We start from the raw sequence: 25,958 nt of genomic DNA, 5'->3' as shown, positions 1-25,958 counted from the left end.
CCCAGGGATCGGCTGACCGCTCCATCCATCAAGGCTCCCGCCGAGTCGACACTACCGACTTCAGCTTGGCATGGAACATGCTTTAAATCCGATAGATGTATCTGATAGATCTATAAATTTCCGGACCGCTCCGGCATTGCAGGATGCCCGGTCCGTTACTCGGCGGGAATGAACGGTATGTCTCGAAAGAAAGCAATCGTATTTGGCGTGGCCAGCTTGATGGGAGCTTCAATCGCGCACGCGCAGTCGTCCGTGACGCTGTTCGGTCACTTTGACAATTCCCTGGCCTATGTCCAGGGCGGACCGGGCAAGTCGACCTTCGAGATGGCCGACGGGAATCACATCGGCTCGGGATTCGGCCTGCGCGGCGTCGAGGATATCGGTGGCGGAACAAAAGCTATTTTCCAGCTCGAAAATGGCTTTTCGACCCCGACTGGCGCATTTGCAGCTTCGGGGTCCACTCCGCGGATGTTCGGACGCCAGGCCTGGCTCGGCTTTACCAACGATCGCTTCGGCACGCTGACGTTCGGCCGCCAGTACGACTTCATGCTCAGCGGCATGTGCAAGTATGCGAGCGGCTGCCTGCTTGGTTCGCCGTTCGACCGCGCCGCGACCACCACGGCCACCATCTCCACGCTGCTCGGCGGCAACGGCAGCAATGCCGACCTGGACCGTCTCGGTGGCGCACGCGTAGACAACGCCGTCAAATACACGAGCTCCAACTTCAATGGCGTGGGCCTGTCGTTCGGCTCGATGTACGGTCTCGGTGGCACTGCCGGTAGCCTGACCAACGGCTCTACCTACAGCGTATATACCGGTTATGCCGGCGGTCCGATCAGCCTGGGCCTGACGTACACGAACAAGCAGGACCAGACCTCCGACTCGCACTACACGGTCCTGGGGCTCGGCGGTTCGTATACGTACCGTCAATTCGTGTTCGATATGCTGTTGACGCAGGACCGGTGGACGGCCCATCAGGACGTCGTCAACGGCATTGACGTCAACGCGCGCTATGCCTTCGGTCCGTCCTTCACCCTTCTTTTTGCCTACACATTCAGTGATCCTAATCACGGTAGCGCCAACCGATTAATGAAGGGAAAACGCCACACGGCCGGATTCGAAGCGGACTATTTCCTGTCGAAGCGGACCGATCTCTACGCGTCGTTCGCGTACCAGAAAGCCGAGGACGGCCAAAAGGCGCAGTTCGTCTATCAGACGGCCAGCTCGCTTAGCTGGGCCACCATGACCCAGGTCGGCATCCGTCATCGCTTCTAGGCCGGGGGACCCGGCCGACGTTCGGGCCCATGCATGCACCAGGATGCTGGCGCATGGCCCCGGTCTTTTCTGGATGCGGTGCATCTCTATTTTTAGAGGGTTATCGTCTCCATTCCTTCCCATCCGTTCTATCGAAAGGAAGTCAGCATGAGCCCCCGGTTATCAGGAAGAGCACTGGCCCTCTCCCTCTGTTTTGCCCTGGTTGCCGCCGTCAGTCCGACGCTGGCCGCAGCCCAGACCTTGAGTGTCCGGTTTTCCTGGAAGTTCAAAGGCGAATACGTGCCGTTCTTCGTGGCCCAGGAAGACCATCTGTATACCGGACAGCATCTCGACGTGTCGCTCGGCGAAGGCGCTGGCGCACAGGCGGTGCTCGCAGGCGTGGTGCACGGCAATGACGACGTCGCGATCATTCCCGCGCCATTCGCCCTGACCGCCATCTCGAAGGGCGCGCCGGTCAAGATCGTCGCGCTCTACCAGCCCATGGCGCCGTTGGCGGTCGTATCGATGGCCGGCAAGCCGATCCGGGCGCCCAAGGACATGCTCGGCAAGACAATCGGCGTCACCGTCGGAGACACGGTCGCGCAGTACCTGAACGTGTTATGCAAGAAGAACCAGCTCGACTGCTCGAAGATCCAGACGGTCACGATGGACCCTCAGGTGCGTGCGTCGCAATTTCTGACCGGCCATGTCGATGCCCTGAGTTCGTACGCCACCGTCGACGTGCCGGTCATTCAGAACAGACTCCCCGAGCACGGCCTCGTCGTGATGCCGCTCGCGCCTTACGGGCTGTCGCTGCCCGGCATGGCAGTGGTCGTCAAGGAATCGGATGTAGTTGCCAAGAAGGCCGAACTGAGCAAATTCCTCCAGGCGACGAGCGAAGCCATCGCTGTGGCTAAAGCCGACCCCGCCAAGGCCACCGACATGACCCGGCAGGCATGGCCGACCGGCCCCGAGCAGAAGGTCATACGCGGACAGATCGACGCCACGCTGGCCTCTATCCCCCAACCCGCCGGGCATCAGGCCGGCTGGATAGACGAAGGCATCCTGCGCCAGACGCTCGACCTGTTGACCTCGAGCGGAGACATCACCGCGTCGATGCCGGTCGCCGCTTATTACTCGAACAGCCTGCTCAAATAGACGCAACAGGAGCGGTCCCCGGCCGCTCCCTGGAAGGAAAAAATGATCGACCAACAAATTGGGCAAGTCTCGCCCCTACGCCCCCTGAGTTCCCTGGAAGCCGTCGTCGAACGCGAGCGCATCGAGCGGCTGAAACGCCGCCAGCGCCGCGATCGCTCGCGCCGCTTTGCCGCACCGATGCTCGCGGCCATTCTGATCGTCCTCTGGCAAGTCGCCGTCGACGCGGGCCTGATTTCCGCCATGCTGCTGCCGTCGCCGGCCAGCATCTTCCTGCGCGCGTGCACTGACTTCGCGCTGATCGTGCAGCATGCCTGGATCACCGCCAGCGAGGTCCTGCTGGGTTTTGCGATCGCCGCCGCGGCAGGCATCGGCACCGCAATTGCGATCTTCTATTCGAAGTTCTTCCGGCATGCCGTGTACCCGCTGCTGGTTGGGCTGCAGACCGTGCCCAAGGTCGCCCTGGCCCCGCTGCTCGTCCTCTACCTCGGATATGGATGGTCTCCGAAGCTGTTCCTCGCGGCCCTACTGGCGTTCTTCCCGATCGTGGTCTCCACTGTCGTCGGTCTCGAAAGCGTCGATGCCGGCCTGATCCGGATGATCAGTTCCATGGGAGCGAGCAGCGCCCAGATTTTCTTCAAGGTCAGGCTCCCGGTCGCACTGCCCAATATTTTCGCCGGGCTGAAAGTCGGCATCGGCCTGGCCGTCATCGGTGCCATTCTCGGCGAATACGTCGCCGCACAGAAGGGCCTCGGCTATCTGCAACTCCAAGCGAACGCCAACTTCGACACCACCCTGAACATGGCCGTCGTCGTCGTCATCGCCCTGATCGGCATCGTCTTCTACGGTGCGCTCGCCGCATTGGAAGCGCTGGCCACCACAACGCGAAAGGATCGAGCATGACCGTTGCAACAGTCGACCATTCCGTCAACGGCACCGTCCCCGGCATCGATGACAGCCGGCCTCCCGCGCTGAACTTCCGGCGTGTCACCCGCCTTTTCGAAGGCTCCGACGGCAGCGAAATCGTGGCCTTGCAGGATGTGAATCTTGCGGTTCGCGCCGGCGAATTCGTCGCGATCGTGGGCCCAAGCGGCTGCGGCAAGAGCACCCTGCTCTCCATGGCCGCCGGACTGGATGCGCCGACGGCCGGCCAGGTGTCGGTCGACGACACGCCATTGACCGGCCCGCGGAAGCACGTCGCCAACGTGTTCCAGAACGATCACCTGCTGCCATGGCGCACCATCATCGACAACGTGCTGCTGCCAATCGAACTCAAGGGACGCATCGAAAACGAGCATCGCGAGAAAGCGGCCGAACTGTTGCGCCAGGTCGGTCTGGAGCGCTTCCAGAATAGTTATCCTCATCAATTATCCGGAGGAATGAGGCAACGTGCGTCGATCACACGGGCACTGATCCAGGATCCGAATCTCCTGCTCATGGACGAGCCATTCGGCGCCCTCGACGCGCTGACCCGCGAGCAGATGATCTCCGATCTGCAAGCGTTGTGGCTCAAGCGCGGCAATTCGGTCCTCTTCATCACGCACGGGATCGAGGAGGCCATCTTCCTTGCCGACCGGGTCATCGTCATGTCTCCCCGGCCCGGACGCATCGTCCAGACCCTTGAGATCACGTTACCGAGACCGCGTACCTGGGCCGGCTTGCATAACGATCCGCTTTTCCAGGAATTCATGCAGATCATTCGGACCTCCTTCGAGGAAAGCCGCACGGCCGGCTGAGCACACTGAATATGGAAAATATGGCAATACCGGACCATCCGGATCGCACCGTCGTCAAAGTAGAGTCGGTGGCGGTAGAAGCTCGGGATGTGCTTGCGCTGACCTTGGTTCCGCTCCGGGGGCAAGCACTCGAGATTCCCGCACCGGGTTCTCACGTGCGCGTTCACCTGCCCAACGGGCTCGAACGCAGCTACTCGCTGTGCGCCGGCTCGGGACCGGCCTCGTACAAGCTCGCTGTCGGCTATGTCCGCGCGGGCAATGGCGGATCCCGCTGGATCCACGAAGACCTGCGCCCCGGTCAAACGCTGGAAATATCGCGGCCGATCGATGCATTTCCCGTCGACTCATCGGCCAAGTCCCACCTCCTGATCGCCGGAGGCATCGGCGTCACGCCGTTCACGACCATGGTGGAATACTTCGAGACGACCGCGGCGCCGTTCAAGCTGATTTTCTGCGCCCGCTCGCACGAAGAGGCGCCGTTCCTGAATCTGCTCGAACGCCTCGGTCCCGATCGGTTCAGCGCGCATTTCAGCAGCGGTCCAGAAGGACGTCTCGATTTCTCCGCCGCTTTAGCTCATCTCGATGCGCAGACTCACGTATATTGTTGCGGGCCGACGGGTTTGATGCATGCCGTGCGTGACGCCACGGCCCATCTGCCGGACACCAATGTACACTTCGAGGCATTCGGTACTAATCCGGTCGTCGACGTGCAAAAGAGGCCGTGCTTCATCAGGCTGAATTCGACCGGCGAGCTTCTGGAAGTTCCGGCGAACCGGACGGTTCTCGAGATACTGCATGAGCATCATGCTGACATCTCCTCCCTGTGCGAAACCGGCTCGTGCGGAACCTGTGTCGTCGGCTATGAGGGAGGCGAAATCGATCACCAGGATTTCTGTCTCTCAAAGACCGAGCGGGCAACCCTGTTTACACCTTGTGTCTCACGCCTGAATTCACGGATCGTGATCGTTCTCGTCTAATACGATGCTCGTTCGTACTTCCGTAGATTTCTTGAACTAGAGCGTGTCTTAGGTCTGTTCACATTCTCACGAGCGGTCCAAAGGCACAGGCAAGCGAAGCGAAGGCGAGATAGCTCCCTGCGAGCTTGTCGTAGCGAGTGGCGACACGACGAAAATGTTTGATACGACTGAAAAAGCGTTCGACGATGTTCCGGGTCTGATACAGCACGCGGCTATAGCGACGCTTGGTCTTCCGGTTTGAACTCGGCGGGAATACGGCCTTCGCGCGCGTAGTGCGGATACTCTCCACAAAGGCGTTCGAGTCGTAGCCCTTGTCAGCGATGACCGCACCGGTGCGCAAATGTAGTGGTCAACTAATTTCGGACAGGCAGATAGGTTCTTTTGCTGTCGGTTTCGCCTCGTAAGCGGCGGGCGACAGATAGCCCAGCGTGGAGTGCAACCGCACCGGATTGTAGAAAGCGACTATGTACTGGTTGATATCGCGCCGAGCCTCATCGTGGTTGGCGTAATGACGCTGCCATACACGCTCCATTTTGAGGTTCAGGAAGAATCTTTCCATCACCGAATTGTCCCAACAATTTCCCTTGCGACTCATGCTGCAAACCACGTGATGCTGCTTCAGCAAGGCCTGGTACTCATCGCTTGCATACTGGGCGGATTCAACCGGTCGTCGCAACACTAGATTATTAAACAGATTTTAGGTATTCGTCCAAGGCCTCCGCAGGCGTATTCCAGCCGAGTGTTTTCCGGGGCCTGGTATTCAATGTGTTAGCAACGGCCTGGATCTCGCGAGCACTCCACCGGGACAGGTCTGTGCCCTTTGGAAAGTATTGTCGTAGAAGGCCATTGGTGTTTTCGTTCGTACCACGCTGCCATGGGCTGTGCGGGTCAGCGAAGAACACCTTCACGCCGGACTCGATCGTGAAGCGGGCGTGATCGGACAGTTCCTTGCCACGATCCCAGGTCAATGATCGCCACAACTGAGCAGGCAAGTCCGCCACGGTCTTCTTGAGTGCGTTGGCCATCGTAACAGCTCCGTAGCCGGCCAGCGCAGGCCCGTTTTTCGTGCGTGGAATTAGCCCATAGCCTTTCTCGCGAGGTAAGTGCACGAGCATCGTAAAGCGGCTTGATCTTTCCACCAACGTCCCGATGGCTGATCGGTTTAAGCCGATAATCAGGTCGCCCTCCCAATGGCCTGGCACAGCACGATCTTGCACCTCTGCAGGCCGGCTGGAAATCATCACCTCCTCGCTGACGTGCGCCCACGCCTTGGCACGCGCTCTCGCTCGGGGAACGCGCAACGCGCGCCCGGTGCGAAGGCAACCCACCAGCTCGCGCTTGAGCGCACCGCGCCCTTGAATATAGAGCGCTTGATAAATGGCTTCGTGAGAGATGCGCATAGATTCATCATCCGGGAAATCAGCTTGCAATCGATTGGCAATCTGTTCAGGTGACCAGCCGTTGACCCACTTTCGGTCACCGCGATGTGGTTTATTGCGCCCCTTGAACGGTGCCTGCCTGGGCCCCGCAATTTCACGACCATCAGCGTCATGTACCTTGCCCTCAAGGCGCTCCTGTACGTATTGGCGCAGCCGTGCGTTCGTCGCCAGCTTCGCTGGCTTTGGTCGTTTGGCGAACCGTTCCGCCTTCCACTGCGCGACCGAAGCACGATACTCGAGGCACCCACCACGGGTTGCCGCATTGCGTGTGAGTTCCCGCGAAACGGTTGACGGACTGCGTCCAAGACGCCGGGCAATTTCGCGTACCCCAAGACCTTGTACCGAGAGCAACGCTATATCTTCCCGCTCAGCGAACGACAAGTATCGACCAGCGATAGGTTTCGACATGAATAGTGGCATGCCGCCACGATAGCGGAACCAGCGCGAGCCTACCGCTTGAGATACGCCTACCGCCTCCGCTGCTTTCTCGCTTGTAATGCCCGTTGCGATCTGTTGCCAAAACCGACGCTCCATCACATGTCCAAGTGATGGCGCACCCGGCGAGTACATCGCTTCTCGCCCTGTCAACCGATACACCTGCTTTGCACTTCGTCCCATGCAACACCTCCTCGATCAAAGGTGTTGCGACGACCGGTTGAATCCGCCCTGGCTGCCCCGGTCCGAATGCAGAACCAGGCCCGGCGCTGGCCGACGCTGCTGCAGCGCCATCGTCAATGCCGACATGACCAGTCCAGCCGGCATGGTGGGTGCCATTGACCAGCCAACCACCCTGCGCGAATGCAAGTCCAGCACGACTGCCAGATAGAGCCAGCCCTGTGCCGTGCGGAGTGGAGTAAGAGACCGAGCGTAGTCGAACTATTTCCCGGTCTCTCCTCCCCGAACCGGACTTGCGCCTCTCAGCGCATCCGGCTCTCCATTCAAGCGTTGCTCATAGCAAAGGCGACATCGGCATAGCGAGACTCGATGGTGCTGCGTGTCTCATCGCGCATGTTGTACGGATTTTCCGACGGCGTACGCCACCTGAACTGACCCTTGCGGCTGGTGACCAGGCGCCGCAGCGCCACCGCCCCATACCAACCCCGACTGTTCTGGCCTTGTAACACCCATGTTGCAGCCTGTCCCGGCTCCGGTGCCCGGATATGGTCGCGCATCAGCGACCGGAACCCACGCCGATACCTGCGTGCGAGCCAGTAGCCGAATTTCCAGAAGACCGTCCGGTCTAATTTTCTAAACAGGGTTGCCGTAAAGTCGGTGTATTGATAGAAGGCGGCCCACCCGGCGATCTGCCGGTTCAGGCTCTCCATCAGGTCCATCCGGTTCATGCCGTAGTTTCCCGACAGTTGCTGGACTAACCGCCCAGCAAAGCCCCGATACTTCTCCCACGGAATCGTCGTCACAGGTCGCATGCGACCACGTGCTCCGCGCTTGCGGATGATGCGGTGACCAAGGAAGACGATGCCGTCGTTCACATGCGTAATATGGGTTTTCTCCATATTCAGCGTAAGCTTCAGTTCACCCTCGAGGAACCCACGGCACGCTTCGCGTACAGCCTCAGCGTGTTCGCGAGTCCCCTTGACCACAATCACAAAGTCATCTGCATACCGGCAGTAGGCGACCGCTGGTTTCCACTGCCGGTTCTCTCGCACAGCAATTGGACGCTGCTTGAGAATGGCGAAGTTCCACGCCCACCGATCCTTCCGCGCTTTCTTGTTCAGGTAGTTCTTTTCCATCCACACATCGAATTCGTGCAGCATGATGTTGGATAACAGGGGCGAAATGACACCGCCCTGAGGAACTCCTTCGCTTGCGGCGCGAAACAGGCCGCGATCAACGCAACCCGCCTTGATGAACTTCCAGAGCAGGGCAAGGAAGCGCTGATCGGCGATCCGCTTGCGGATTCCCTTCAGAAGCAAACGGTGATGAACAGTGTCGAAGTAGCTGGCGAGGTCGCCCTCAATAACCCAGCGTCCAGCGATACTTTGCTCACCACCGTCCTGCAACTGAAGCTTCACCGTGCGAATCGCGTGGTGTACGCTACGGGCAGGTCTGAAGCCATACGAAGCCGGATGGAAATCACTCTCCCAGATAGGCTCCATCGCCATCAGCATTGCCCTTTGCACGATTCGATCCCGTAGACAAGGGATGCCGAGTGGTCTGAGCTTGCCGTTCGCCTTCGGTATGTACACGCGTCGCGCAGGCAGCGGACTATACGAGCCCGCCAACAGTTCGTCGCGTATCGTCGCCAGTTCATGCTGGAGATTCGCCTCCATCATGCGCCTGTCAACACCGTCCACTCCTGGTGTGCGGGCTCCGCTGGATGCCAGCGTAATGCGAGCCGCTTCGCTCAACCAATCTCTGTCGGCAATCAGTCTCAGGAGTCGATCGAACTTGCGCTCTTTGTTCTCCGTCGACCATGTCGCCAGTTTGCTTTGCATTTCACTGATTATCAAAGGTCTTCACCTCACTATGGTCAGTTAATTAACCCAGCAAACCACTTAAACTGCCTCCCTTCGCCATGTAGCCGGCTTTCCCGACTTCGGACTACTACGGAGGCTCCGCCAGCCTGCACGTCATCGGGGGCACACTCCCTTGGCATCCGTGCAGACCTTCCCCAGTTCACATGCTGGACTCAACGCATGGGCGAGGCTGCCTGTCGCAGTCTTTATCCTTGCTTGCCGCAAGTCGTCGCGAACACCACGATCTAGCTGCGCGCTCCCCGTGGTTCCATGCCGACCAGCATACATATCCAGTCGGCGCTCGTGCCGCCGGTCCATACGTGTGACCGGCGTCAGTCCGCGTCCTTCCCATAAAGCGGTGTGGGCAGGGGTGACATTTCAACCCTCAGATGCGGTTTAACAGGTTCGTGTTCCTCAACCGTCCCATGCTCAGCCTGGAGGCTCATCTTGGCGTAACCGCTTCGCCGCAAGCCCCGTTTCCCACGGACTACGTCACCTTGCCAGTGTCAGCAAGTCACCGCCGCTTCGGCTCACTTCCTCTCGCAGCAGAGGAAGGGCATGCCCCGGTACCGCAACATCAACCACTCCGGAGTCCTGCATTCCAAACATGCTCAAGCAGCTTCACCCCCATACAGGCGGGCTACGCTGGCTGGGCGTACTATTTGTGATGTCCGAAACCCATGCACGATTGCGCTCGGCCACGTCAAACTGTCTGTCGAGCACGTTCTCTGCCACAGGTAGCGTATGTCTGCTGTCGGTCGTCGAGACGAACTTGCGCTTCCAGCTCGTGCGCAGGCCCGCTTCGCGCATCAGCGTACGCACCCGGTAACGACCGATTCGTAGCCCTTGCTCCCGCAGTGCATGCATCACGCGGCGGCTACCATAGCTCGCGCCGCTCGCGGCGAACGCTGCCTTGACGTGCGTCTTTTCCTGCAACCTCTTCGCGCTCGGCGCGGCGCTCCGGTGCGCATAGTAGCCAGAGCGGCTCACCTGCAAAAGCCGGCAGGCGTGACTGACCGATACGGCCTCCCGTTGCAAATGAGTTACCACGCGGTAAATCACTTCAGTTCCCGGGCAAAGAAGGCCGATGCTTTTTTTAGCAGCGCGTTGTCCTCGCGCAGTTGCCGGTTTTCCGCCTCGAGCTGCCTGATACGCTGCTGCTCAGCCGTGAGCGGCTTGCCCTCGCCGGAACCACCAGCACGCTCCGCATCGTACTGCGCAACCCGGCGGCGCACGGCTGTCTCTACAAGGTCCATCGACCGGCACACTTCGCTGACCGATAGCGCCTGGTCTCGCACCATCCGTACTACTTCCAGCGTGAAGCTGGCGTCAAATTGTCGGCGCCTTCTTGTCATCTTGCTCTTTTTCCTCGTCGATTCAGGATTGTCCCCCTATCGACCTGTCCGAGGAAATTAGACCACTACGGGTCGAATCGATCAACACATGCTTGATCTCGGTTTCGTCGGCCACGGCGTGGATCACGCGGTCCCACACACCCTTGCGACGCCACCGGGAGAATCGCATGTACACCGTAGGCACTGTCAGGTTGGTGGGGAGGCGGCGGTAGAATGAAGTGATGAAAGAAACGAAATCGCCTTATCACGGCACCGCTTCCCTGCGGTCATCATCAGTTGCGCGGTTCGCTGGTATTTCCGGTTCAGCCTGAGCTTGCGCGACATCGAGGAGTTGATGCTCGAGCGTGGCGTCGTGGTCACGTACGAAACGATCCGTTGCCGGTGCGACAAGTTCGGCGCTCGATTCGCCCAGTGCGCGAAAGCGGCGCGGCGCAAGCCGGGCAGCACCTGGCATCTGGACGAGCTGTTCGTGACGCTGCGCGGCGAGCCGTATCTGCTGTGGCGTGCAGTGGACGAGCATGGCGCCGATCTCGATGTGCTGGTGCAAAAGCGGCGCAACAAGGCCGTGGCAAAGCGCTTCTTCAAGCGCCTGCTGCGTTCAAACCCGGTGCCGCGCCGGATCGTTACCGACCGGCTTCGCAGCTATCCGGCGGCGAAGGCTGAGATTCCCGAGCTCGCTCATGTGAAGCACGTTTTCGTCAAAGCAGCTGCACGCGTGAACAACCGCGTCGAGAACAGCCGCCAGCCGACCCGCAGGCGCGAACGCCAGATGTGCGGCTTTCGCGATCCGCGTCGCACGCAGGCGTTTCTCTCATGCTTCGGCCCGATCCGGCAGCACTTCGCGTTGCCCAGACATCGGATGAACGCGGCCTGTCATCGTGCCTTACTCAGAGAACGCTTCGCCGCATGGCATGCTTGGACTGTCTCTGCCGCAGTCGAGAAAATTATTTGATAAGGATAACTACTCTTTAGCGACACAGGTAGTCTTTGCCCGCCAAGTTGACAGAGCCGTAAACACTCAGTCCCGCAGTTTTGTGAGAGAAAGCGCGCCGGACAGACACTAGCCATCGAAGGACAGGCGCAGTTGTCCGCCTTCAAGAGGAGAATCGACGAGCGGCGTCTTGGCGGGCACTCACGTGCTGGGTGCCTTACGCGGCCGCCGTGAGGGCAACTGGCACGGGGGTGCCTCGGGGACTGGCTGAGCCTCGGCAAAGTCCCAGTTCAGTCCGTCTCGCGCTACCGGCGCCCACTTCCGCCGATTGAAGAAGCTGCTCGGTGACGCACAAACGCGAGCCTTGCTAACCTGCTACGCCCCGTTTGGAGCGTTTCAATCTTCGCGAAGAATCGACCGACTTTCGTTGGAAGCCGTTTGGTACTGTAGGGCAATTTGCTATCACTGGAAGTCAGCCGGAGTGAGTTGATTGACTCTACTCCGGAGCCTAGGCATTGCTCGATGCCAAGACGTCAAACAGATTCAGCCCTGTATCCCATCCGGTTTGATACGGCTATAGTTGGCTGCCACGGAACGGAGCGACTTTTCCTTTCGCTCCTCTGCCATCCTGGCTTTGAGAATTTTCCGCGCGCGGCTGCTGGCTGCATCACCGGGCAACCAAAATAGCTTCATTTCAAGCAAGTCTTGATCTCCGATGTTGATTTGCTGATCTTCAAGCATCGGCTTATCCTCGAATTCGAAAGGATACCGCATGTATTTGATCGTCTCTTCGGCAAGCTTTTTTGCATGCGGAAGACTCTTCGGGAACGCATACGCGTACCAGTAGTGCGTGGTTTTGGCTGTCTCTGGCGTGAAGAGATGAGCAGCGGGCATGTCATAACCCTCAGACCGCGGCCTTCCCGTTGGGACCGCGCTCGGAAAAATTACGACGTTCGCCGGCGCGTTCCACCGAATATCAATCCACCGGTCGACAGGCTTACCAACCGGCGTTCCGAGCATTGTCGACATGCCTTCCGTCACCATTTCCTCAGTATGGGGTGTCCATTTAACCGGAGTTAGCGTTTTGCCTCCACGGGCGGCTCGGCGAAGGTCGCTCCAAGCTGGGCGGATGTCCGCGTTGCCCCGGCGGCTTTGGAGGAACAGCCTTTGGGCGCTGGGTCATAACAAGGTCTTGGTAACGAACCGGTCCATGGGCGACAGCAAGCTCCATGACCCGATAGAACAGCATCCCTCGGCTACGTGAGCGGCGGCGGTTGAAACGGAACACGAACTCGTCCAGGTAACTGGGCAAGTGTGCAGAATCCACCGCTCCCTGGTGGGTGCCCAGGAGCCAACGTTTTGCAAGGGACGCTATTCGATGCACACCTGGCAGAAGTTCTTCGGGGTCCTCGCCCCGCGCCGACGCGGCCCGCTGGCTACGGCGGTCATGGATGTAACCATTCTTCTCCAGCCACCGGTAACCCTGCCAGGCATCGGTGATGACCGTCGCCCCGGGCTCGACGTTATCCAACACGAAGGAGCGAAGCGATTCCGAGGAGGCATCCGCCACGGGCGCCATTCGACAGCGCCCGAATCCCTTCGGCTCCACGATCTCGATCGCGATACACGTCAGGATCTTCTTCCCTTTGGCACGGCCTCCCGAAAGTCCGGATTCTTTGCCTCCGATGTAGGTTTCGTCCACCTCCACCTTCCCGCAAAGGCGCTCCCGATCGGGGCGAATCAGAACAGACCGCAGGCGATGAAGAATAGCCCACACCGTCTGGTAGGAGCCGATCTCCAAGGTCCGCTTCAAACTCAGCGCGGAGATCCCATCTTTAGCGGTAGCAAAATGCCAACAGACCGAAAACCAAACCGTGAGCGGAGTACGTGTCCGGTCAAAGATGGTGCCAGCCATCACCCATGTGCGGCTACCGCATCCAGTACACATGAACCGGTTGTCCCCAAGCCGCCATCCTCCGTGATGCCCACAGGACGGGCAGACGAAGCCGCAAGGCCATCGCAGCCATTCGAGGTAGTCCAGGCAGTCTGCATCAGTCGGGAACCAGGCCTGAAACTCCCCAAGGGACTTAGGGTAGTGGATGCTGGCGTGGGCGCGTTCCATTGCCCCAGTCTACGCTTAACTCCGGTCAAATGGACACCCCATTCCTCAGTAATGAATCTATTGGACCAAACGGTCTCCCCATCTTGCTTGGATTCATAATGACCGCCGGAGACCTGCCCACTCCCGAGGGTTGTGGGATGGAGAAATTCAATGTGACTTCCATCAAGCAAATTATCGATCTCCAGCAAGTAGCTGGAATTCACATGGATATAGTCACGCCCGCTAAAATGGGTGTCCATGAACTCGTAATCCGGAATCAAGCTCGCATCAGCCCGTTCGGCGTCTCCCATCCAGATCCACACACACAGCGATGCCGTTCAACCACGGGATAAGAATGAACCCGCACATTCTCTGGCGTGGCCCCAAAGGGATTCTTCACGCACTTGCCATCCATGTCGAAGACCAAGCCGTGATAGCCACACTGGATCGCGCCGTCGACAAGACAGCCGCGGCCTAGGGAAGCGCTGATTTATTCAGCTCGGTGGTCATCGTTGGCGTAGCTGAGGACGTTATAGAAGGCAACTCACGGAACAGACTCACACTGATGAAGAGGCAGATCGGCTTCGCCGAAGCGGAAATTGCAGGCAAGAAGCGAGTGACGAGGCGCCAACGCTTCCTCGCCGAGATGGAGAAGGTCGTTCCGTGGCAGCGCTTGCTGTCGGCAATCGAGCCGCACTATCCGAAGGGCACGCGAGGCCGCCCGCCGATTGGCCTGGAGCGAATGCTGCGAATCTACTTCCTGCAACAGTGGTACGGGCTGTCGGACGAAGGACTGGAAGACGCGCTGTATGACAGCATCGCGCTGCGAGCCTTCGCCGGCATCGATCTGGCAGTTGAGAACGTGCCTGATGCGACCACGCTGTTGAAATTCCGGCGCCTGCTGATCGAACACGAACTGACACGGAAGTTGTTCGACGAGATTGGCATCTCGCTGTGCGAGCGTGGGCTGATGATGAAGGAAGGCACGCTGGTTGACGCAACGATCATTGAAGCGCCGCCGTCGACCAAGAACGCCGGGAAGAGTCGTGACCCGGAAATGCATCAGACGAAGAAGGGAAACGAATGGCACTTTGGAATGAAAGCCCACATTGGCGTCGATGCCGATTCGGGCCTGATCCACAGTGTGGTTGGCACATCGGCCAACGTGTCGGATGTATCGCAAGCGCATGCCCTGCTGCACGGACATGAAGAGCAGGCGTTCGCCGACGCGGGCTACATTGGCGTAGACAAGCGCGAGGAAATGGCGGGCAAGACCGTGAAGTGGCACGTCGCTGCCAAGCGGGGAAAGATCAAGGCGATGCAGGACGGGGCGCTGAAGAACCTGGTGATCGCGGTCGAGCGAACCAAGGCGCAGATCCGGTCGCGGGTTGAGCATCCATTCCATATCGTCAAGAACCTGTTTCACCATCGCAAGACGCGATACAAGGGCTTGGCCAAGAACACCGCGCAACTGTTCAGCCTGTTCGCTCTTGCGAATCTGGTGATTGCGCGAAATCTGTCGCGATCGGTCCATGGGAGCAATCCGTCATGCGTATAAAAAATGCGAGCAGGGAGCCTCGTTTGCGCGTCCAATTCACCGAGTTGAGCATCGATTCGCTTCGTCATCCGGAAAATTCGACGGCATCTCGTCTGCAACTTGGGCAGTTGGTCCATTGATCAGCGCTTCCCTAGGGGCGCCATACGATGCGGACAAATTCCAGCAAGAGCCTTTACGGTCCCGGAGGGGTCACGGAACAGGACCAATGGTTCATCGAGATATCGCCTCGCGAGTATCTTTCCCGGCTCGATCTCTGAGTCCCAGCCTGCACAGTACCAAGCGTTACGAAGATATTCCATCACACTAGCCTCCTCCAAGTTTTGGACATACGGTATTTGTCAATCTACGTGACAAGAAAATAATCAACTATCCGATAAGTGTCGGAAGTTGTCCGGATTGAGACGCTCCCAGCAACGAAGTCCGAACCCTGAACCGCGTTGACCATGCGATCGGTCCGAAGGTGATGCGGCCGCACCGAATATCTGGCACTTTCGGCGCTGCGACGCCGCTGGCGTGCGCGACGTCCTGACCTGAGACGTTTCTTGTAGCCATCCAGCAAGTGAGTTCTCTTTTATCCTAGAGACAAGGAGAACTCGATGAAGAAGCGATTTGCCGACGAGCAGATCATCCGCATCTTGCGCGAGGCCGAGAGCCGGGACGAGCCGGTGAAGGATCTATGCAAGCAGCACAACATTTCGGAACAGACGTTCTATCGTTGGCGCAACAAGTTCGGCGGGATGGACGTGGCTGACGCGCGTCGGCTCAAGGAACTGGAATCGGAGAACGATCGGCTCAAGCGCCGATCGCCAAGCAGATGCTGGTAATCGACGGTCTGAAGGAATTCAGCCGAAAAAATGATCACCCCGACGGGCCGGCGCGAGGCGCTGGAAGTCCTGACTCGGCGGGGACTCTCGCAACGCAAGGCATGTCGCTACCTGGGACTGAGCCGCCGGGTGGCGACCTATACGCTCAAGCAACCGGAGAAGGATCGGAGCCTGGGCGAGCAACTGATTGCGGCCGCTCAGGAAGTGCCGCGCTTCGGCTATCGCCGGATGTCGGCCTGGCTGGCGGTGAGCGAATCGCGCGTGCGACGAATGTGGCGAGCCTTGCAGCTCAACATTCCGCGGCGGCGTCCTCGCCGACGTCGTTGCGGTAACGACATACGCCTGCCAGGCGCCATGCAGCCCAATTCGGTCTGGAGCTACGACTTCGTGCACGACCAACTGGTGAATGGCCGAGCGTTGAAGATGCTATGCGTGATCGATAAATACACCCACGAGTGCCTGGAGATCGAGGTCGGTGCCAGCCTGCGTTCGCAGGATGTGATCCTGACGCTTTCGCGACTCATGCGGCTGTATGGCAAGCCGGCGCTTATACGGTCGGACAACGGCGCCGAATTCACCGCTGCCAGGGTCATGCGCTGGATGAGAGATGCTGCAATCGGTCCGGCCTTCATCGCGCCAGGTAGTCCGTGGCAAAACGGGTTCGTCGAAAGCTTCAACGGCAAGCTGCGCGACGAGTTGCTGAATCGGGAATGGTTCCGCAGCCGTGCCGAGGCCAAGGTGCTCATCGGACGCTGGCGGCAGTTCTACAACGAGCGCAGGCCCCACAGCGCGCATCGCTATCAACCTCCGGCCACGGTCCATCGAGCCTGGCTGGATTCCGATAATATCGACGCCAGACTCACTGCCTGACTGGTCACAGAATTCCGCCGCAGGTCAATTTCGCTTGAACTTTTTGCAAGCAATTTTGTTCCCGCTGGTCGTAGCAGCCGCTAATTTCCGGCCGTCCAGGGGTAACAAAATTACTTGCACCGACGCTTACGGACAAACCCCAATTAGTCATCATCAGGCTACATGTTATCTTAATCTTCAAGATAGTTGAATATCGCTGCAATCGGACACTAGCGTTTCGGACATACGTGCGGGCCAGTGCGTCTTGGACGAAACGGGATGCCGGTGCCGACGACTGTCGAAGTTCTAGCGAAGCGGTTTTGCTCAGAGATTCGATCACTGCCGTCGATTAACCCCGCTTTCAATATAGTCCTCACCAACGAGCATAAGGCCCCGAACGATTTGGCGGTCGACGCTGCGAGATACTACAAATAGCTAAGGAGACAATCATGAGGCTGCTCGATTCTTCGACGCAACCCGCAAATGGCGCTGAGGACTACGATCGAAATAGCAACAACGACGATGCAGCGTTTCACCCTAAGAGCGCTTGGGCGATGGTCGCGATACTTGCGATGATGCTGCTTATGTCCTTCATTGACAGGTTTTCACTAAGTGTGTTGGTCGGTCCAATCAAACACGATTTGCAGCTTAGCGATACGCAGATTGGACTGCTGCTCGGGACAGCCTTTGGGGTTTTCTATAGCACAGCGGGGTTACCGTCGGGTTATCTAATCGATCGTTATAACCGCCGTAACCTCCTCGTGGCAGGGGTCGTCGTTTGGTCGTTGATGACCGTGATTAGCGGATTTTCTCAGAACGTGACCACACTGTTCATCGGTCGCATGGGCGTCGGCCTAGGCGAGGCGGTGCTGACGCCAGCCGCCTACTCTCTCATTAAGGACGCGTTTCCAGAACGACTTCGGGGGCGCGCTTACGGCTTCTATCTGTTTGGCTCGTCCGTGGGAGCTGGTGCTGCATTTGTCGTGGCGGGATATTTGGAACGGGTATTCACGGGAGTGAACGTCGGGTTTATTCCCTTCGTTACGCATCTTTCCCCGTGGCAATACGTTCTCATAGTGATCGGAGCCGCCGGAATCCCGCTCGCCGCCTTAGGTCTGGCGATCCGAGAGCCCGCGAGAAACCGTCTCGAGACACTGGAAACCGCCCGCCTTTCGGCGGTACTGAACCACGTTGACGAGAACCGCCGGATTTATTGGCCACTGCTTCTTCTTTGCGCGGTATGGGGTATTTGTATTTTTAGCTATGGCGCGTGGGTGCCCACAGCCTTGGGCCGTGCATGGAACTTTCCGGCTACGGTGACAGGGTCGAAGTACGGCTTTATCACGATGTGCCTTGCACCGCTCGCTGCTATTCTTTTTTCAGGTCAATTTGACCGCCTGGCAAGATCCAATCGTTCGCATGCGATTCCGCTCTATGCAGGCGTTGCCTGCATACTAGTTGCAATACCAACAGCCGTCGGTCCGCTTGCATTTAATCCAGCACTCACATGGATCTGTCTTGGCATTAACATTTTCTCTGCCATGGGCGTGCAGTTGTCCCTGACTTTGGTACTAGCACATGTTACCCCCGGCCGGATGATTGGGAAGATGTCCGCATGTTGCTTCCTTTGCATGAATCTCGTTGGTTTAGGATTTGGCCCCATGTTGATCGCAGTCGTTGCGGAGAAGTTGGGAAGCAGACCAGAGTCGATTGGCCACGCATTGTCGCTCGTTGTCTGTACAGGCTGGCTAATGGTCGGAGCTCTTTTTCTGACGATATGGCGCGCTATTCGAGCACAAACCAATAGCAAAGTCGGCCAACAGGTCCCGGCAACCTGATTAATATTCGGTGCTGCTTCTGAAACGCTCGCGTTTTCAGTAAAAAAAGCACCGATAGATTCTCGTTCCAGGCTTCTTCATTTCGCGAGCTTTGTTGTCCTTGGCTCGCGCCTCGAGTTCAATCGCGCGGGATACTGCTCACTTGATTTCCAAACATCCACGTCAACGGCAAGGCATAAATCCATGCCGAGGTAATTACTTCTGTATTTTGTCGACAGTTTTATGCAACATCGAAAATGATATTCTGTCCGCAATCTGTAAGGTGATATCAACTCACCATCTGCAGTTCAGCCTTCGCGTGCCTAAGCATCACTGTATTCGCCCGCTATCAAAGCGTGGCAACTCCAGCGTCTTCCCGTTCTCCAAGTCCTTCCAGCGCTCCGTTTTAACCAATCGCGCGCTTGCCGGTTCGAGGCCGGTACGCCGATCCCTCCAGACTCTCGATAAGGCCCAGCTTACCGGTGCACTTCCCAAAAGACTCGTGTATCCTTTTAATGAAAGATTCTTGGCGATTAAGACAATGGCGAAGCCCCTTCCAATTCAGGGACAAACAGTAGAGCAAGTGCTAGACGCACTCATAGAGATCAACGCTCGCCCTGGATTGCCCGAGCGAGCCGACGCGGTGTTCGGTAGCTCGGACGTATTGATTGAGCAGTGGCGGGCGGAGTTTAGCAACGTGTACCTCGACGGGTACGAAGTCTCGGTACGCCTTAGACGCATCGCGATGCTGCTCGACGAAAACTTGGCTACCGTCAGTCATCAATTCGGGCTTAAGCCCAATGAAGTTTTACTCTTAATGGCATTGCGGAGAGTTGGTGCGCCGTACTGCCTGCGTCCCACGGACATACTTAAAATGCATAGCGTTACCTCTGGGACGGTCACCTACAGAATCGATCAATTGGTGAAACAGGATCTGGCTGAGCGAATTGCTGATCCGACTGACCTCCGAGGTTATTTGATCCGTTTGACCTCGCACGGCCTGGAGATCATTAATTCAGTGATTGAAATCTCGGCACGGAACGCCCAGTTGATTTTGGCCGATATATTTTCGATTCCAAATGCAGGACGCCTTCTTATTGAGCTTCTTCGCGCATACGAATATCAGATCGAGAATACGGATCTACCGCGTTTCAAGGTCCGCAGCAAACGGCGAGAGGCCTAGCCTCCACTTCTTGGGTCACGAAATCTCATCAAATTCCATTGAGATTAGCCATCTCAAAGGGACATGACTAAACTGCGCTAGAACAAAAAAAGTTGTGGTATTGCGTCATCGTCGGTGCCCGATAGATCCGTGCTCCAGGCGCGAGGCAAGAACAGGAGCGAATCCTGCGTATCGCGCGGCCCGGGTTCAAAACATCGCTTCTTCCCGAATCTCGTATGTCGAGCGCCATGGTATTGACCGACGCTAACCGCCACGACGTTACTCCGAACCCGAGGCGCTTTCCGAGACCACCCATCGATCAATGATAGCCGGCGCAAACTTCTGCCGACGCCTCCGCGTCGACCGCAGCGACCGGTGTTGTAAAACGACAGCAATCGCCCTCAACTGCAGCCCTCGTTGCAACAGTTATCGCTCGGCAGCCTCATACAGGATAAGCAGAACAGTCTAGGTCGCACTCGGAAGGTGCTTGCACCCGATTGCTGCCAATCGCCGGACCCTTCGCATCTTGATCCCTGGCACGTCACTATCGTGAGCCGAGGGTTTCCATCTAACGATCCATCACATATGTGATCGGAATCCAAGCAAGCGCGTATAGACTTGATACTCATGGAAAAGAGTTCATTCCGGCATCTCATAATTCCGGCGATCAAACACGGAACGCGTTACATGAGGTTTGCTGCGACGTCCAAGTCGTCTGGCACGGATGGAGCGCCCTCGTTCGGCATGAAGGTACGCGCGAGACCCGTGGATGGTCACAGGTGCGCATTCATGTATGCCAACGTTGGTGCCTCCCTGAAGGTGATCAATCAAGCACAAGGAGTCCAAGCGTGAAGCATGCCTCGTCCCCCACCGCGTCAGGCCCGCTCGCACGCCTGAGGGTTGTCGAAGTCGCGGGTTTGGGTCCACTAACTTTTGCCGCCATGCTGCTTGCGGATATGGGGGCGGACGTCGTGCGAGTTGTGAGGCCTGGCCACGTCGAGATGGAGAGAGGCGCCACTCTACGCGGTCGCAGGCAGGTGGAACTCGACCTTCGCTCGAGCGAAGGCCGCGAGGCGCTCTTGTCTCTCGTGTCACTATCGGACGTGCTGCTTGAAGGCTTCAGGCCCGGCGTCATGGAACGGCTGCAACTCGGTCCGGATCAGGTGATGTCACGCAACGACAGCCTGATCTATGGCCGTATGACCGGTTGGGGCCAAACAGGCCCGAGTTCGGCGCAGGCGGGTCACGACATCAACTATATCGCCGTTTCGGGCGCACTCCATGCGATCGGTGATAGCGAACCGGCTATCCCTCTCAATCTGATTGGTGACTATGGTGGCGGAGCTCTCTATCTCGCTATGGGTGTTCTGGCGGCTGTCATGCACGCGCGCGAGAGCGGCAAAGGCCAAGTCGTCGATTGCGCGATCTGTGACGGAACTGTCTCCCTGTTGTCCCTGATGCACGGCTTGCGCCACGCAGGGAGGTGGAAGGATAAGCGTAAGAGCAACACCCTAGACGGCGCGGCACCCTTCTATCGGACTTATCGTTGCAGAGATGGCAGGTCAATTTCCGTTGGTTCCATTGAGCGACAGTTCTACCAGACCTTCCTGGAGCGACTACAGTTGAATGAGTCTCAACTGTTCACGAATCAGCACGATCGATCTCTCTGGGGCCACCAGGCCGACGTCTTGGAGCAACTCTTCGGAACGCGTGACCGAGACGAGTGGATTGCCGTCTTCGCAGGCAGTGACGCCTGCGTAGCGCCGGTTAACTCGCTGGAAGAGAGCCTCGAGGACGCGCATCTGCTCGCCCGAAGAGCCTTCGCGAATATTGCCGGAGAGTTACAGCCAAACCCGGCCCCGCGGTTCTCACTGTCACCGTCGGCACCGCATCCTACAACGTTGGTACCGCACGCGAGGGACATATTGGACGTATGGCAAGACTCAGACGAGGCATGAAGGCCAGTTAGTTCATAAAAGCTTGCCAATCAAAATATGCATGGAGACATCTATGAGCAAAGTCAGAACTCGAAATGTCATTATCATCAGCGCGCCTGGCTGGCACTCGCGAGTGTCTGCGAACGCGCCAATGCGCAGAGCCTTCGCACCAGTTGGTCAGCGTTTTGACCGCGTGGGAGTTATCCGCTCCCCGACGACGGGAAACCGCGGGTCTTCTGGGCTCTGTGACGTTCAAGAGACGTGAATCTAGGCGCGGGTTTCGTTTCCTAAAGCCGTCATACACGGAATCGAGCAGGACATCGGTGCCGCGCTGACTGTGGGCGAAACTGAAAATGTGCCCCTATCCGGGTCTTTTAGCAGATCGCCTCGAGCGTCCGTGACCCTTCCAAAGTGACGCGATGCGACCAGACGCGTTACGGGGCCTTGGTTAATCGCTTCATCCAAATCGACTGGGCGAACAAGAGTGAGTGTGAAATGAAAGTTTGGGTAAGTCGAGAACCGGGCGGCCCTGAAACGCTTGTCTTAGAGCAATGGCCGACTCCTTCACCTTCCGCTGAAGAACTGCTGGTTCGAATTCAAGCGGTGGGTGTGAATTTTCCGGACAGCTTGCTGATAAGGGACTTGTACCAAGTCAAGCCTGAGCGACCGCTCGTACCGGGAAGCGAATTCTGCGGCGTCGTGGAGAGCATTGGGACTGGAGTGACTCGGTTCGCACCCGGTGACGTTGTGATCGGACGGTGCGGTTGGGGCGCGATGTCAGAGTACCTAGCCTTGTCCCAGGAGCGCTGCATCAAGATTCCGCCGGACCTGCCGACGGCCGAAGCGGCTGCATTTCAGTTTGCCTATGCGACGGCATACCACGCACTGCACGATTCGGGCAAATTGCGCGCAGGCGAGACCTTGCTCGTCCTCGGCGCAGCAGGAGGCGTAGGGGCGGCCGCAGTCGAGGTGGGACGAGCCCTCGGAGCACACGTTATGGCAGGGGCATCCTCTGCGGAAAAGCTCGGATTCGCGATCTCTCGCGGTGCCATAGGGGGTCTCGTTTATGACGCGACACCCCAAGTGGGCGACGGTCAGAAGGCGCTGGCGGCTGAACTGAAGAAACTGCTTCCTTCAGGCGCTGACGTAGTTCTCGATCCGGTTGGCGGAGCCTATACAGAACCCGCTTTGCGCAGCCTGGCGCGGCAGGGCCGTCACCTTGTAGTGGGATTCACTGCGGGTATCCCGCGCGTGCCGCTCAACCTGGCGCTCCTCAAACGCAGTCACATCATCGGCGTCGATTGGCGGATGTTCATCCAAGAGGAATCAGCCAAAAACACACGCAACATGCAAACCCTCCTCAGGATGTGGCAGGACGGACTGCTCCATCCTCACATCACAGAGCGGTTTCCGTTTTCCGCGGCGTCCGAAGCGATTGCTTGTCTCGAATCGCGCACCGCGCGCGGAAAAATTGTCGTCACGATCGATGAGGCGTAACGCCGCGTCGGGTTCCTGTTCTCTGCTGCATCCACCAATTTGATCAATGACTACGCTCACACATCTAGCACAAAGACATCCCGGGAAAGCCGCCGCAATCATCGCAGAGTCCGGCCAAATGACCACATACGTCGAATTGCACGAGCGCTCTGCGCGCCTCGCAAGTTCTCTGGCTACCAGGCTTGAGCAAGGCGATGCAATCGCCATCCTCTTGGGCAATCGGCTTGAGTATTTTGACATCTGCTTTGGCGCGCGACGTGCCGGTCTCTACTACGTCCCGGTGAGCACTCATTTGACGTCGGCCGAGTTGGAGTACATCTTGCGTGACTCGGACGCAAAAATACTCTTCACGGAAGCCCGCTTCGCCGCGACGGTCGGAGGACTGTCAAACGACCTGTTATCGCAGATGCAGGTCATCGAAATTGACGCCTCCAAAGTAGACGGGGAACAGACCTTTACAAGAACTGTCTCGGAAGGGCCGGTGCCTGCCTTGCCCAAACGCGCCACGGGAATTGATTTCGCGTACTCCTCGGGCACGACAGGCAGACCAAAGGGCATTCGTCACGCTTTGTCGGGCGACCAGGGAATGGAACAGACGCTTAGCAGTGGCGGCTGGGTATCTTTCTTCAAGCTGGACGACCACAGTGTTTATCTGTCCCCGGCTCCGCTATACCACGCTGCTCCGTTGCGCTTCTCGATCCGCAGCATTACCCAAGGTGGGACCGTTGTGAGCATGGTGAAGTTCGATCCGGAAAGGGCTCTATCCGTGATCGAGAAATTTCGCGTCACTCATTCCCAGTGGGTTCCCACCATGTTCGTTCGCATGCTCAACCTGGACTCACAGACGCGGCAAGCGTTTGACCTGTCGAGCCACCAGTTTGCGCTGCACGCCGCTGCTCCTTGCCCGGTGGAAATCAAGCGGCGAATTATCGATTGGTGGGGCCCCATTGTCTGGGAGTATTACAACGGGTCTGAGCGTGCCGGGGCGACCGTGATCTCGCCGCACGATTGGCTTTCACATCCAGGTTCGGTGGGGCAAGCGGTGGAAGGAAATCTGCACATCGTGAATGCCGATTGGGAGGAATGTGCACCCGGTGTGGATGGCCTTGTGTGCTTTGAAGGAGGCCCACGATTCTCATACCACAATGATCCGCTGAAGACCGCGGAAGCTCACTCGCCCCACGGGTGGGCAACGCTCGGCGACATCGGCCACGTCGACAACGATGGGTTTCTTTATCTCACAGACCGTCGCGCCAACGTGATCATCTCCGGCGGCGTCAACATCTACCCACAGGAAGCAGAGAACGTGCTGTTGGAGCATCCTCTGGTGCATGACGTCGCTGTCATCGGCGTGCCTAATCCGGAGTTCGGCGAAGAGGTCAAGGCGGTCGTAGAACTGAAAGATCCGGACGCAGGCACTGAGGCAACCGCCTCAGTTCTACTGGACCATTGCCGCCAACGCCTGTCACATATCAAATGTCCTCGATCGGTCGATTTTGCGACGGAGCTTCCCCGCTCGGACACGGGCAAGCTGTTGAAGCGGCTGATTCGCGATCGATACCGGACTGCATCGAAAGCCTAAAGCGTAAGGATCTAAAGAACCGACGACAATTCTTCTCAAGCAATTTCCTATTTCAACATCGACATGAACTTTGAACTGACCGAATCCCAACTCGATCTGCAACGCCGCGCGCGGAGTTTCATTGAGACCGAGGTGTTCCCCTACTACCGAGAGTGGCCTGTCAGCCCTGCTGAGTACAGCCTCGAGTTGACCGCAAGTTTGAAGAAGAAGCTCAGCGACTACGGCTTGAGCAAACTGACTGTTCCCAAGGAATACGGTGGCCAGGGGCTCGGGGCCATGGAGGACGTGATCGTCCTCACTGAGTTTTCGAAGTCACCCCGCAAGATGCCGGGAGGGCCCTTTGCGCCTTGGCCGGTCATGTACAAGGCTCGCGAACCCATCAAGGAGAAGTATCTCTACCCTGTTTTAGAAGGAAAAACGGGTTGGTCGATGTGCTTCACTGAGCCGGAAGCCGGCTCGGATCTTGCTAGGATTCGAACGACTGCCATCCGGAAAGGCGATCATTGGGTCATCAATGGGACGAAGATGTGGCGGACGGGACACCACGGGGCCTCATACACCGCCGTGGCCGCAGTGACGGACGGTTCGAAAGGCTATCGCGGTATCAGTATCTTTCTTGTCGACAACGATACGCCTGGCTTTGAAAAGACGCGCGACATCCCCGTGCTATCGCGCACATGGGGTATCGAGCAGGAAGTCAAGCTGGAGAACGTCATCGTGCCAGCCGAAAACCTGCTCGGTGAGGAAGGCGCTGGATTCGAAATCGCTCAGCATCAGTTCAACCGTTTCCGCCTGCGGTTGGGCGGCCTGGCACTCGGCGTTTCAGAAAGAAGTCAACAGCTGGCGGTCGAATATGCGACGACACGTGAGGTGTTCGGCGGCAAGCTCGGCGACAACCAGGCAATCCAATGGATGCTTACCGACAACCAGTACGACATGGAATCGATTCGCTGGAATACTTATTACGCAGCCTGGATGGTGGACCGTGGTGGCTATTCCACTGCACGACAGCAAGCATCGATGGTCAAGGGGTACTGCATCGACGCCGGCCTTCGCGTAGTGGATCGTTGCATGCAAATCCTTGGAGGTCGTGGCTTGGCGATCGACGAATATCCGTTCGGTGACTTCTATAACCACCTGCGTATGTGCAAGCAAATGGAGGGCTCGACAGAGATCATGAAGATTGTGATGGCACGTGAAATCTTGGGCAAGACGAAGTGAAGACTGCGACGTCCACAGCGCTTTTCGAATAACGCAATAGAGTCTGCTTCGCCCGAATCGCCGGGCGAGCCCTCGATTTTGACGAC

The 25,958-nt window shown here is 58.0% G+C and carries 20 protein-coding genes and 7 pseudogenes; 14 read left to right on the top strand and 13 right to left on the bottom strand.

The genetic code is table 11. The features are described 5' to 3' along the window. Positions 1-177 precede the first annotated feature (177 nt). The 5 genes from OKW37_RS00750 to OKW37_RS00730 all read left to right on the top strand — a co-directional run bounded on the left by OKW37_RS00750 (position 178) and on the right by OKW37_RS00730 (position 5,122). A complete protein-coding gene (locus OKW37_RS00750; RefSeq protein ID WP_429401411.1) occupies positions 178-1,275 on the top strand; it encodes a porin in 1,098 nt (365 codons plus the stop codon). A 147-nt stretch (positions 1,276-1,422) separates the two neighbouring features. Further along, the gene (locus OKW37_RS00745) at positions 1,423-2,412 is read left to right on the top strand and encodes an ABC transporter substrate-binding protein (protein ID WP_429401409.1); all 990 of its coding nucleotides are present in this window, start codon (positions 1,423-1,425) and stop codon (positions 2,410-2,412) included. Between the two features lie 42 nt (positions 2,413-2,454). Continuing rightward, positions 2,455-3,312 carry an ABC transporter permease gene (locus OKW37_RS00740; RefSeq protein WP_429401407.1) on the top strand — a complete coding sequence of 286 codons (858 nt, stop codon included), beginning with the start codon at positions 2,455-2,457 and terminating at the stop codon, positions 3,310-3,312. Continuing rightward, positions 3,309-4,145, top strand: a complete 837-nt coding sequence (locus OKW37_RS00735; protein ID WP_429401405.1) for an ABC transporter ATP-binding protein — start codon at positions 3,309-3,311, stop codon at positions 4,143-4,145. The genes OKW37_RS00740 and OKW37_RS00735 overlap by 4 nt, the downstream gene beginning before the upstream one ends. Before the next feature lie 11 nt (positions 4,146-4,156). Continuing rightward, positions 4,157-5,122 (top strand): PDR/VanB family oxidoreductase, encoded by a 966-nt coding sequence (locus tag OKW37_RS00730; protein WP_429401403.1) that lies wholly within the window; start codon positions 4,157-4,159, stop codon positions 5,120-5,122. Positions 5,123-5,180: 58 nt separating this feature from the next. Here the strand turns inward: OKW37_RS00730 and OKW37_RS00725 are convergent. The 8 genes and pseudogenes from OKW37_RS00725 to OKW37_RS00690 all read right to left on the bottom strand — a co-directional run. Beyond that, positions 5,181-5,465 (bottom strand): annotated as a pseudogene (locus OKW37_RS00725) (transposase); the annotation flags it as partial. Positions 5,466-5,471: 6 nt separating this feature from the next. Continuing rightward, positions 5,472-5,777 (bottom strand): annotated as a pseudogene (locus OKW37_RS00720) (integrase core domain-containing protein); the annotation flags it as partial. A gap of 31 nt (positions 5,778-5,808) precedes the next feature. Continuing rightward, the gene (locus OKW37_RS00715; protein ID WP_429401401.1) at positions 5,809-7,179 is read right to left on the bottom strand and encodes an IS30 family transposase; all 1,371 of its coding nucleotides are present in this window, start codon (positions 7,177-7,179) and stop codon (positions 5,809-5,811) included. 48 nt (positions 7,180-7,227) lie between these two features. Beyond that, positions 7,228-7,404 (bottom strand): annotated as a pseudogene (locus tag OKW37_RS00710) (DDE-type integrase/transposase/recombinase); the annotation flags it as partial. A 95-nt stretch (positions 7,405-7,499) separates the two neighbouring features. Next, on the bottom strand, positions 7,500-9,017 hold the full coding sequence (gene ltrA / locus OKW37_RS00705; RefSeq protein WP_429401400.1) for a group II intron reverse transcriptase/maturase: 1,518 nt from the start codon (positions 9,015-9,017) through the stop codon (positions 7,500-7,502). A 642-nt stretch (positions 9,018-9,659) separates the two neighbouring features. Further along, positions 9,660-10,100: an IS3 family transposase gene (locus tag OKW37_RS00700; protein WP_429509739.1), complete on the bottom strand. Its 441-nt coding sequence runs from the start codon at positions 10,098-10,100 to the stop codon at positions 9,660-9,662. Next, positions 10,097-10,393, bottom strand: a complete 297-nt coding sequence (locus OKW37_RS00695) for a transposase (RefSeq protein ID WP_429401396.1) — start codon at positions 10,391-10,393, stop codon at positions 10,097-10,099. The genes OKW37_RS00700 and OKW37_RS00695 overlap by 4 nt, the downstream gene beginning before the upstream one ends. Positions 10,394-10,463: 70 nt before the next feature. After that, positions 10,464-10,571 (bottom strand): annotated as a pseudogene (locus tag OKW37_RS00690) (IS5/IS1182 family transposase); the annotation flags it as partial. Positions 10,572-10,628: 57 nt separating this feature from the next. Between OKW37_RS00690 and OKW37_RS00685 the strand changes: the two are divergent. Further along, complete coding sequence (locus OKW37_RS00685) at positions 10,629-11,345, top strand: IS6 family transposase (RefSeq protein ID WP_429401731.1); 717 nt, start codon at positions 10,629-10,631, stop codon at positions 11,343-11,345. Positions 11,346-11,867: 522 nt separating this feature from the next. On the opposite strand, the gene OKW37_RS00680 is transcribed toward OKW37_RS00685, so the two are convergent. The 4 genes and pseudogenes from OKW37_RS00680 to OKW37_RS00665 form a co-directional block, all read right to left on the bottom strand. After that, positions 11,868-12,353, bottom strand: a complete 486-nt coding sequence (locus OKW37_RS00680) for a hypothetical protein (protein WP_429401394.1) — start codon at positions 12,351-12,353, stop codon at positions 11,868-11,870. A 154-nt stretch (positions 12,354-12,507) separates the two neighbouring features. Further along, positions 12,508-13,446 (bottom strand): annotated as a pseudogene (locus OKW37_RS00675) (IS1595 family transposase); the annotation flags it as partial. A 68-nt stretch (positions 13,447-13,514) separates the two neighbouring features. Beyond that, positions 13,515-13,685: pseudogene (locus OKW37_RS00670) on the bottom strand (aromatic ring-hydroxylating dioxygenase subunit alpha); the annotation flags it as partial. Positions 13,686-13,702: 17 nt separating this feature from the next. Continuing rightward, complete coding sequence (locus OKW37_RS00665) at positions 13,703-13,873, bottom strand: hypothetical protein (protein ID WP_429401729.1); 171 nt, start codon at positions 13,871-13,873, stop codon at positions 13,703-13,705. Positions 13,874-13,990: 117 nt separating this feature from the next. On the opposite strand from OKW37_RS00665, the gene OKW37_RS00660 reads away from it, so the two are divergent. Continuing rightward, positions 13,991-14,983 (top strand): IS5 family transposase, encoded by a 993-nt coding sequence (locus OKW37_RS00660; protein ID WP_090812378.1) that lies wholly within the window; start codon positions 13,991-13,993, stop codon positions 14,981-14,983. Positions 14,984-15,102: 119 nt separating this feature from the next. Here the strand turns inward: OKW37_RS00660 and OKW37_RS00655 are convergent, their stop codons facing one another. Next, a complete protein-coding gene (locus OKW37_RS00655; protein ID WP_429401392.1) occupies positions 15,103-15,282 on the bottom strand; it encodes a Rieske 2Fe-2S domain-containing protein in 180 nt (59 codons plus the stop codon). 297 nt (positions 15,283-15,579) lie between these two features. On the opposite strand from OKW37_RS00655, the pseudogene OKW37_RS00650 reads away from it, so the two are divergent. The 7 genes and pseudogenes from OKW37_RS00650 to OKW37_RS00620 all read left to right on the top strand — a co-directional run bounded on the left by OKW37_RS00650 (position 15,580) and on the right by OKW37_RS00620 (position 25,872). Next, a pseudogene (locus tag OKW37_RS00650) lies at positions 15,580-16,677 on the top strand (IS3 family transposase). A gap of 428 nt (positions 16,678-17,105) precedes the next feature. Beyond that, positions 17,106-18,494, top strand: coding sequence for an MFS transporter (locus OKW37_RS00645; RefSeq protein ID WP_429401390.1), 1,389 nt, complete (start codon positions 17,106-17,108; stop codon positions 18,492-18,494). 505 nt (positions 18,495-18,999) lie between these two features. Continuing rightward, entirely contained in the window at positions 19,000-19,656 is a 657-nt protein-coding gene (locus OKW37_RS00640) for a MarR family winged helix-turn-helix transcriptional regulator (protein ID WP_429401388.1), read from the top strand. 827 nt (positions 19,657-20,483) lie between these two features. Further along, a complete protein-coding gene (locus tag OKW37_RS00635) occupies positions 20,484-21,593 on the top strand; it encodes a CaiB/BaiF CoA transferase family protein (RefSeq protein WP_429401386.1) in 1,110 nt (369 codons plus the stop codon). Between the two features lie 423 nt (positions 21,594-22,016). After that, the gene (locus OKW37_RS00630; protein ID WP_429401384.1) at positions 22,017-23,069 is read left to right on the top strand and encodes an NADPH:quinone oxidoreductase family protein; all 1,053 of its coding nucleotides are present in this window, start codon (positions 22,017-22,019) and stop codon (positions 23,067-23,069) included. Positions 23,070-23,115: 46 nt separating this feature from the next. After that, positions 23,116-24,651: an acyl-CoA synthetase gene (locus tag OKW37_RS00625; protein WP_429401382.1), complete on the top strand. Its 1,536-nt coding sequence runs from the start codon at positions 23,116-23,118 to the stop codon at positions 24,649-24,651. Positions 24,652-24,714: 63 nt separating this feature from the next. After that, the gene (locus OKW37_RS00620) at positions 24,715-25,872 is read left to right on the top strand and encodes an acyl-CoA dehydrogenase family protein (protein WP_429401380.1); all 1,158 of its coding nucleotides are present in this window, start codon (positions 24,715-24,717) and stop codon (positions 25,870-25,872) included. Positions 25,873-25,958 lie beyond the last annotated feature (86 nt).

Origin of the sequence: Paraburkholderia sp. MM5482-R2 (assembly GCF_050436125.1) — a bacterium.
Lineage (GTDB): Bacteria > Pseudomonadota > Gammaproteobacteria > Burkholderiales > Burkholderiaceae > Paraburkholderia > Paraburkholderia tuberum.
This window is presented reverse-complemented; position numbering and strand designations above follow the sequence as displayed.

Excerpts from the sequence above, each read along its gene's own strand:
- OKW37_RS00715 (WP_429401401.1), bottom strand. The coding sequence starts at position 7,179 with ATGGGACGAAGTGCAAAGCAGGTGTATCGGTTGACAGGGCGAGAAGCG.
- OKW37_RS00625 (WP_429401382.1), top strand. The coding sequence starts at position 23,116 with ATGACTACGCTCACACATCTAGCACAAAGACATCCCGGGAAAGCCGCC.
- ltrA (WP_429401400.1), bottom strand. The coding sequence starts at position 9,017 with ATGCAAAGCAAACTGGCGACATGGTCGACGGAGAACAAAGAGCGCAAG.
- OKW37_RS00730 (WP_429401403.1), top strand. The coding sequence starts at position 4,157 with ATGGAAAATATGGCAATACCGGACCATCCGGATCGCACCGTCGTCAAA.
- OKW37_RS00695 (WP_429401396.1), bottom strand. The coding sequence starts at position 10,393 with ATGACAAGAAGGCGCCGACAATTTGACGCCAGCTTCACGCTGGAAGTA.
- OKW37_RS00680 (WP_429401394.1), bottom strand. The coding sequence starts at position 12,353 with ATGTCGACAATGCTCGGAACGCCGGTTGGTAAGCCTGTCGACCGGTGG.
- OKW37_RS00740 (WP_429401407.1), top strand. The coding sequence starts at position 2,455 with ATGATCGACCAACAAATTGGGCAAGTCTCGCCCCTACGCCCCCTGAGT.
- OKW37_RS00645 (WP_429401390.1), top strand. The coding sequence starts at position 17,106 with ATGAGGCTGCTCGATTCTTCGACGCAACCCGCAAATGGCGCTGAGGAC.
- OKW37_RS00735 (WP_429401405.1), top strand. The coding sequence starts at position 3,309 with ATGACCGTTGCAACAGTCGACCATTCCGTCAACGGCACCGTCCCCGGC.
- OKW37_RS00655 (WP_429401392.1), bottom strand. The coding sequence starts at position 15,282 with ATGGAATATCTTCGTAACGCTTGGTACTGTGCAGGCTGGGACTCAGAG.
- OKW37_RS00745 (WP_429401409.1), top strand. The coding sequence starts at position 1,423 with ATGAGCCCCCGGTTATCAGGAAGAGCACTGGCCCTCTCCCTCTGTTTT.
- OKW37_RS00750 (WP_429401411.1), top strand. The coding sequence starts at position 178 with ATGTCTCGAAAGAAAGCAATCGTATTTGGCGTGGCCAGCTTGATGGGA.
- OKW37_RS00620 (WP_429401380.1), top strand. The coding sequence starts at position 24,715 with ATGAACTTTGAACTGACCGAATCCCAACTCGATCTGCAACGCCGCGCG.
- OKW37_RS00660 (WP_090812378.1), top strand. The coding sequence starts at position 13,991 with ATGAAGAGGCAGATCGGCTTCGCCGAAGCGGAAATTGCAGGCAAGAAG.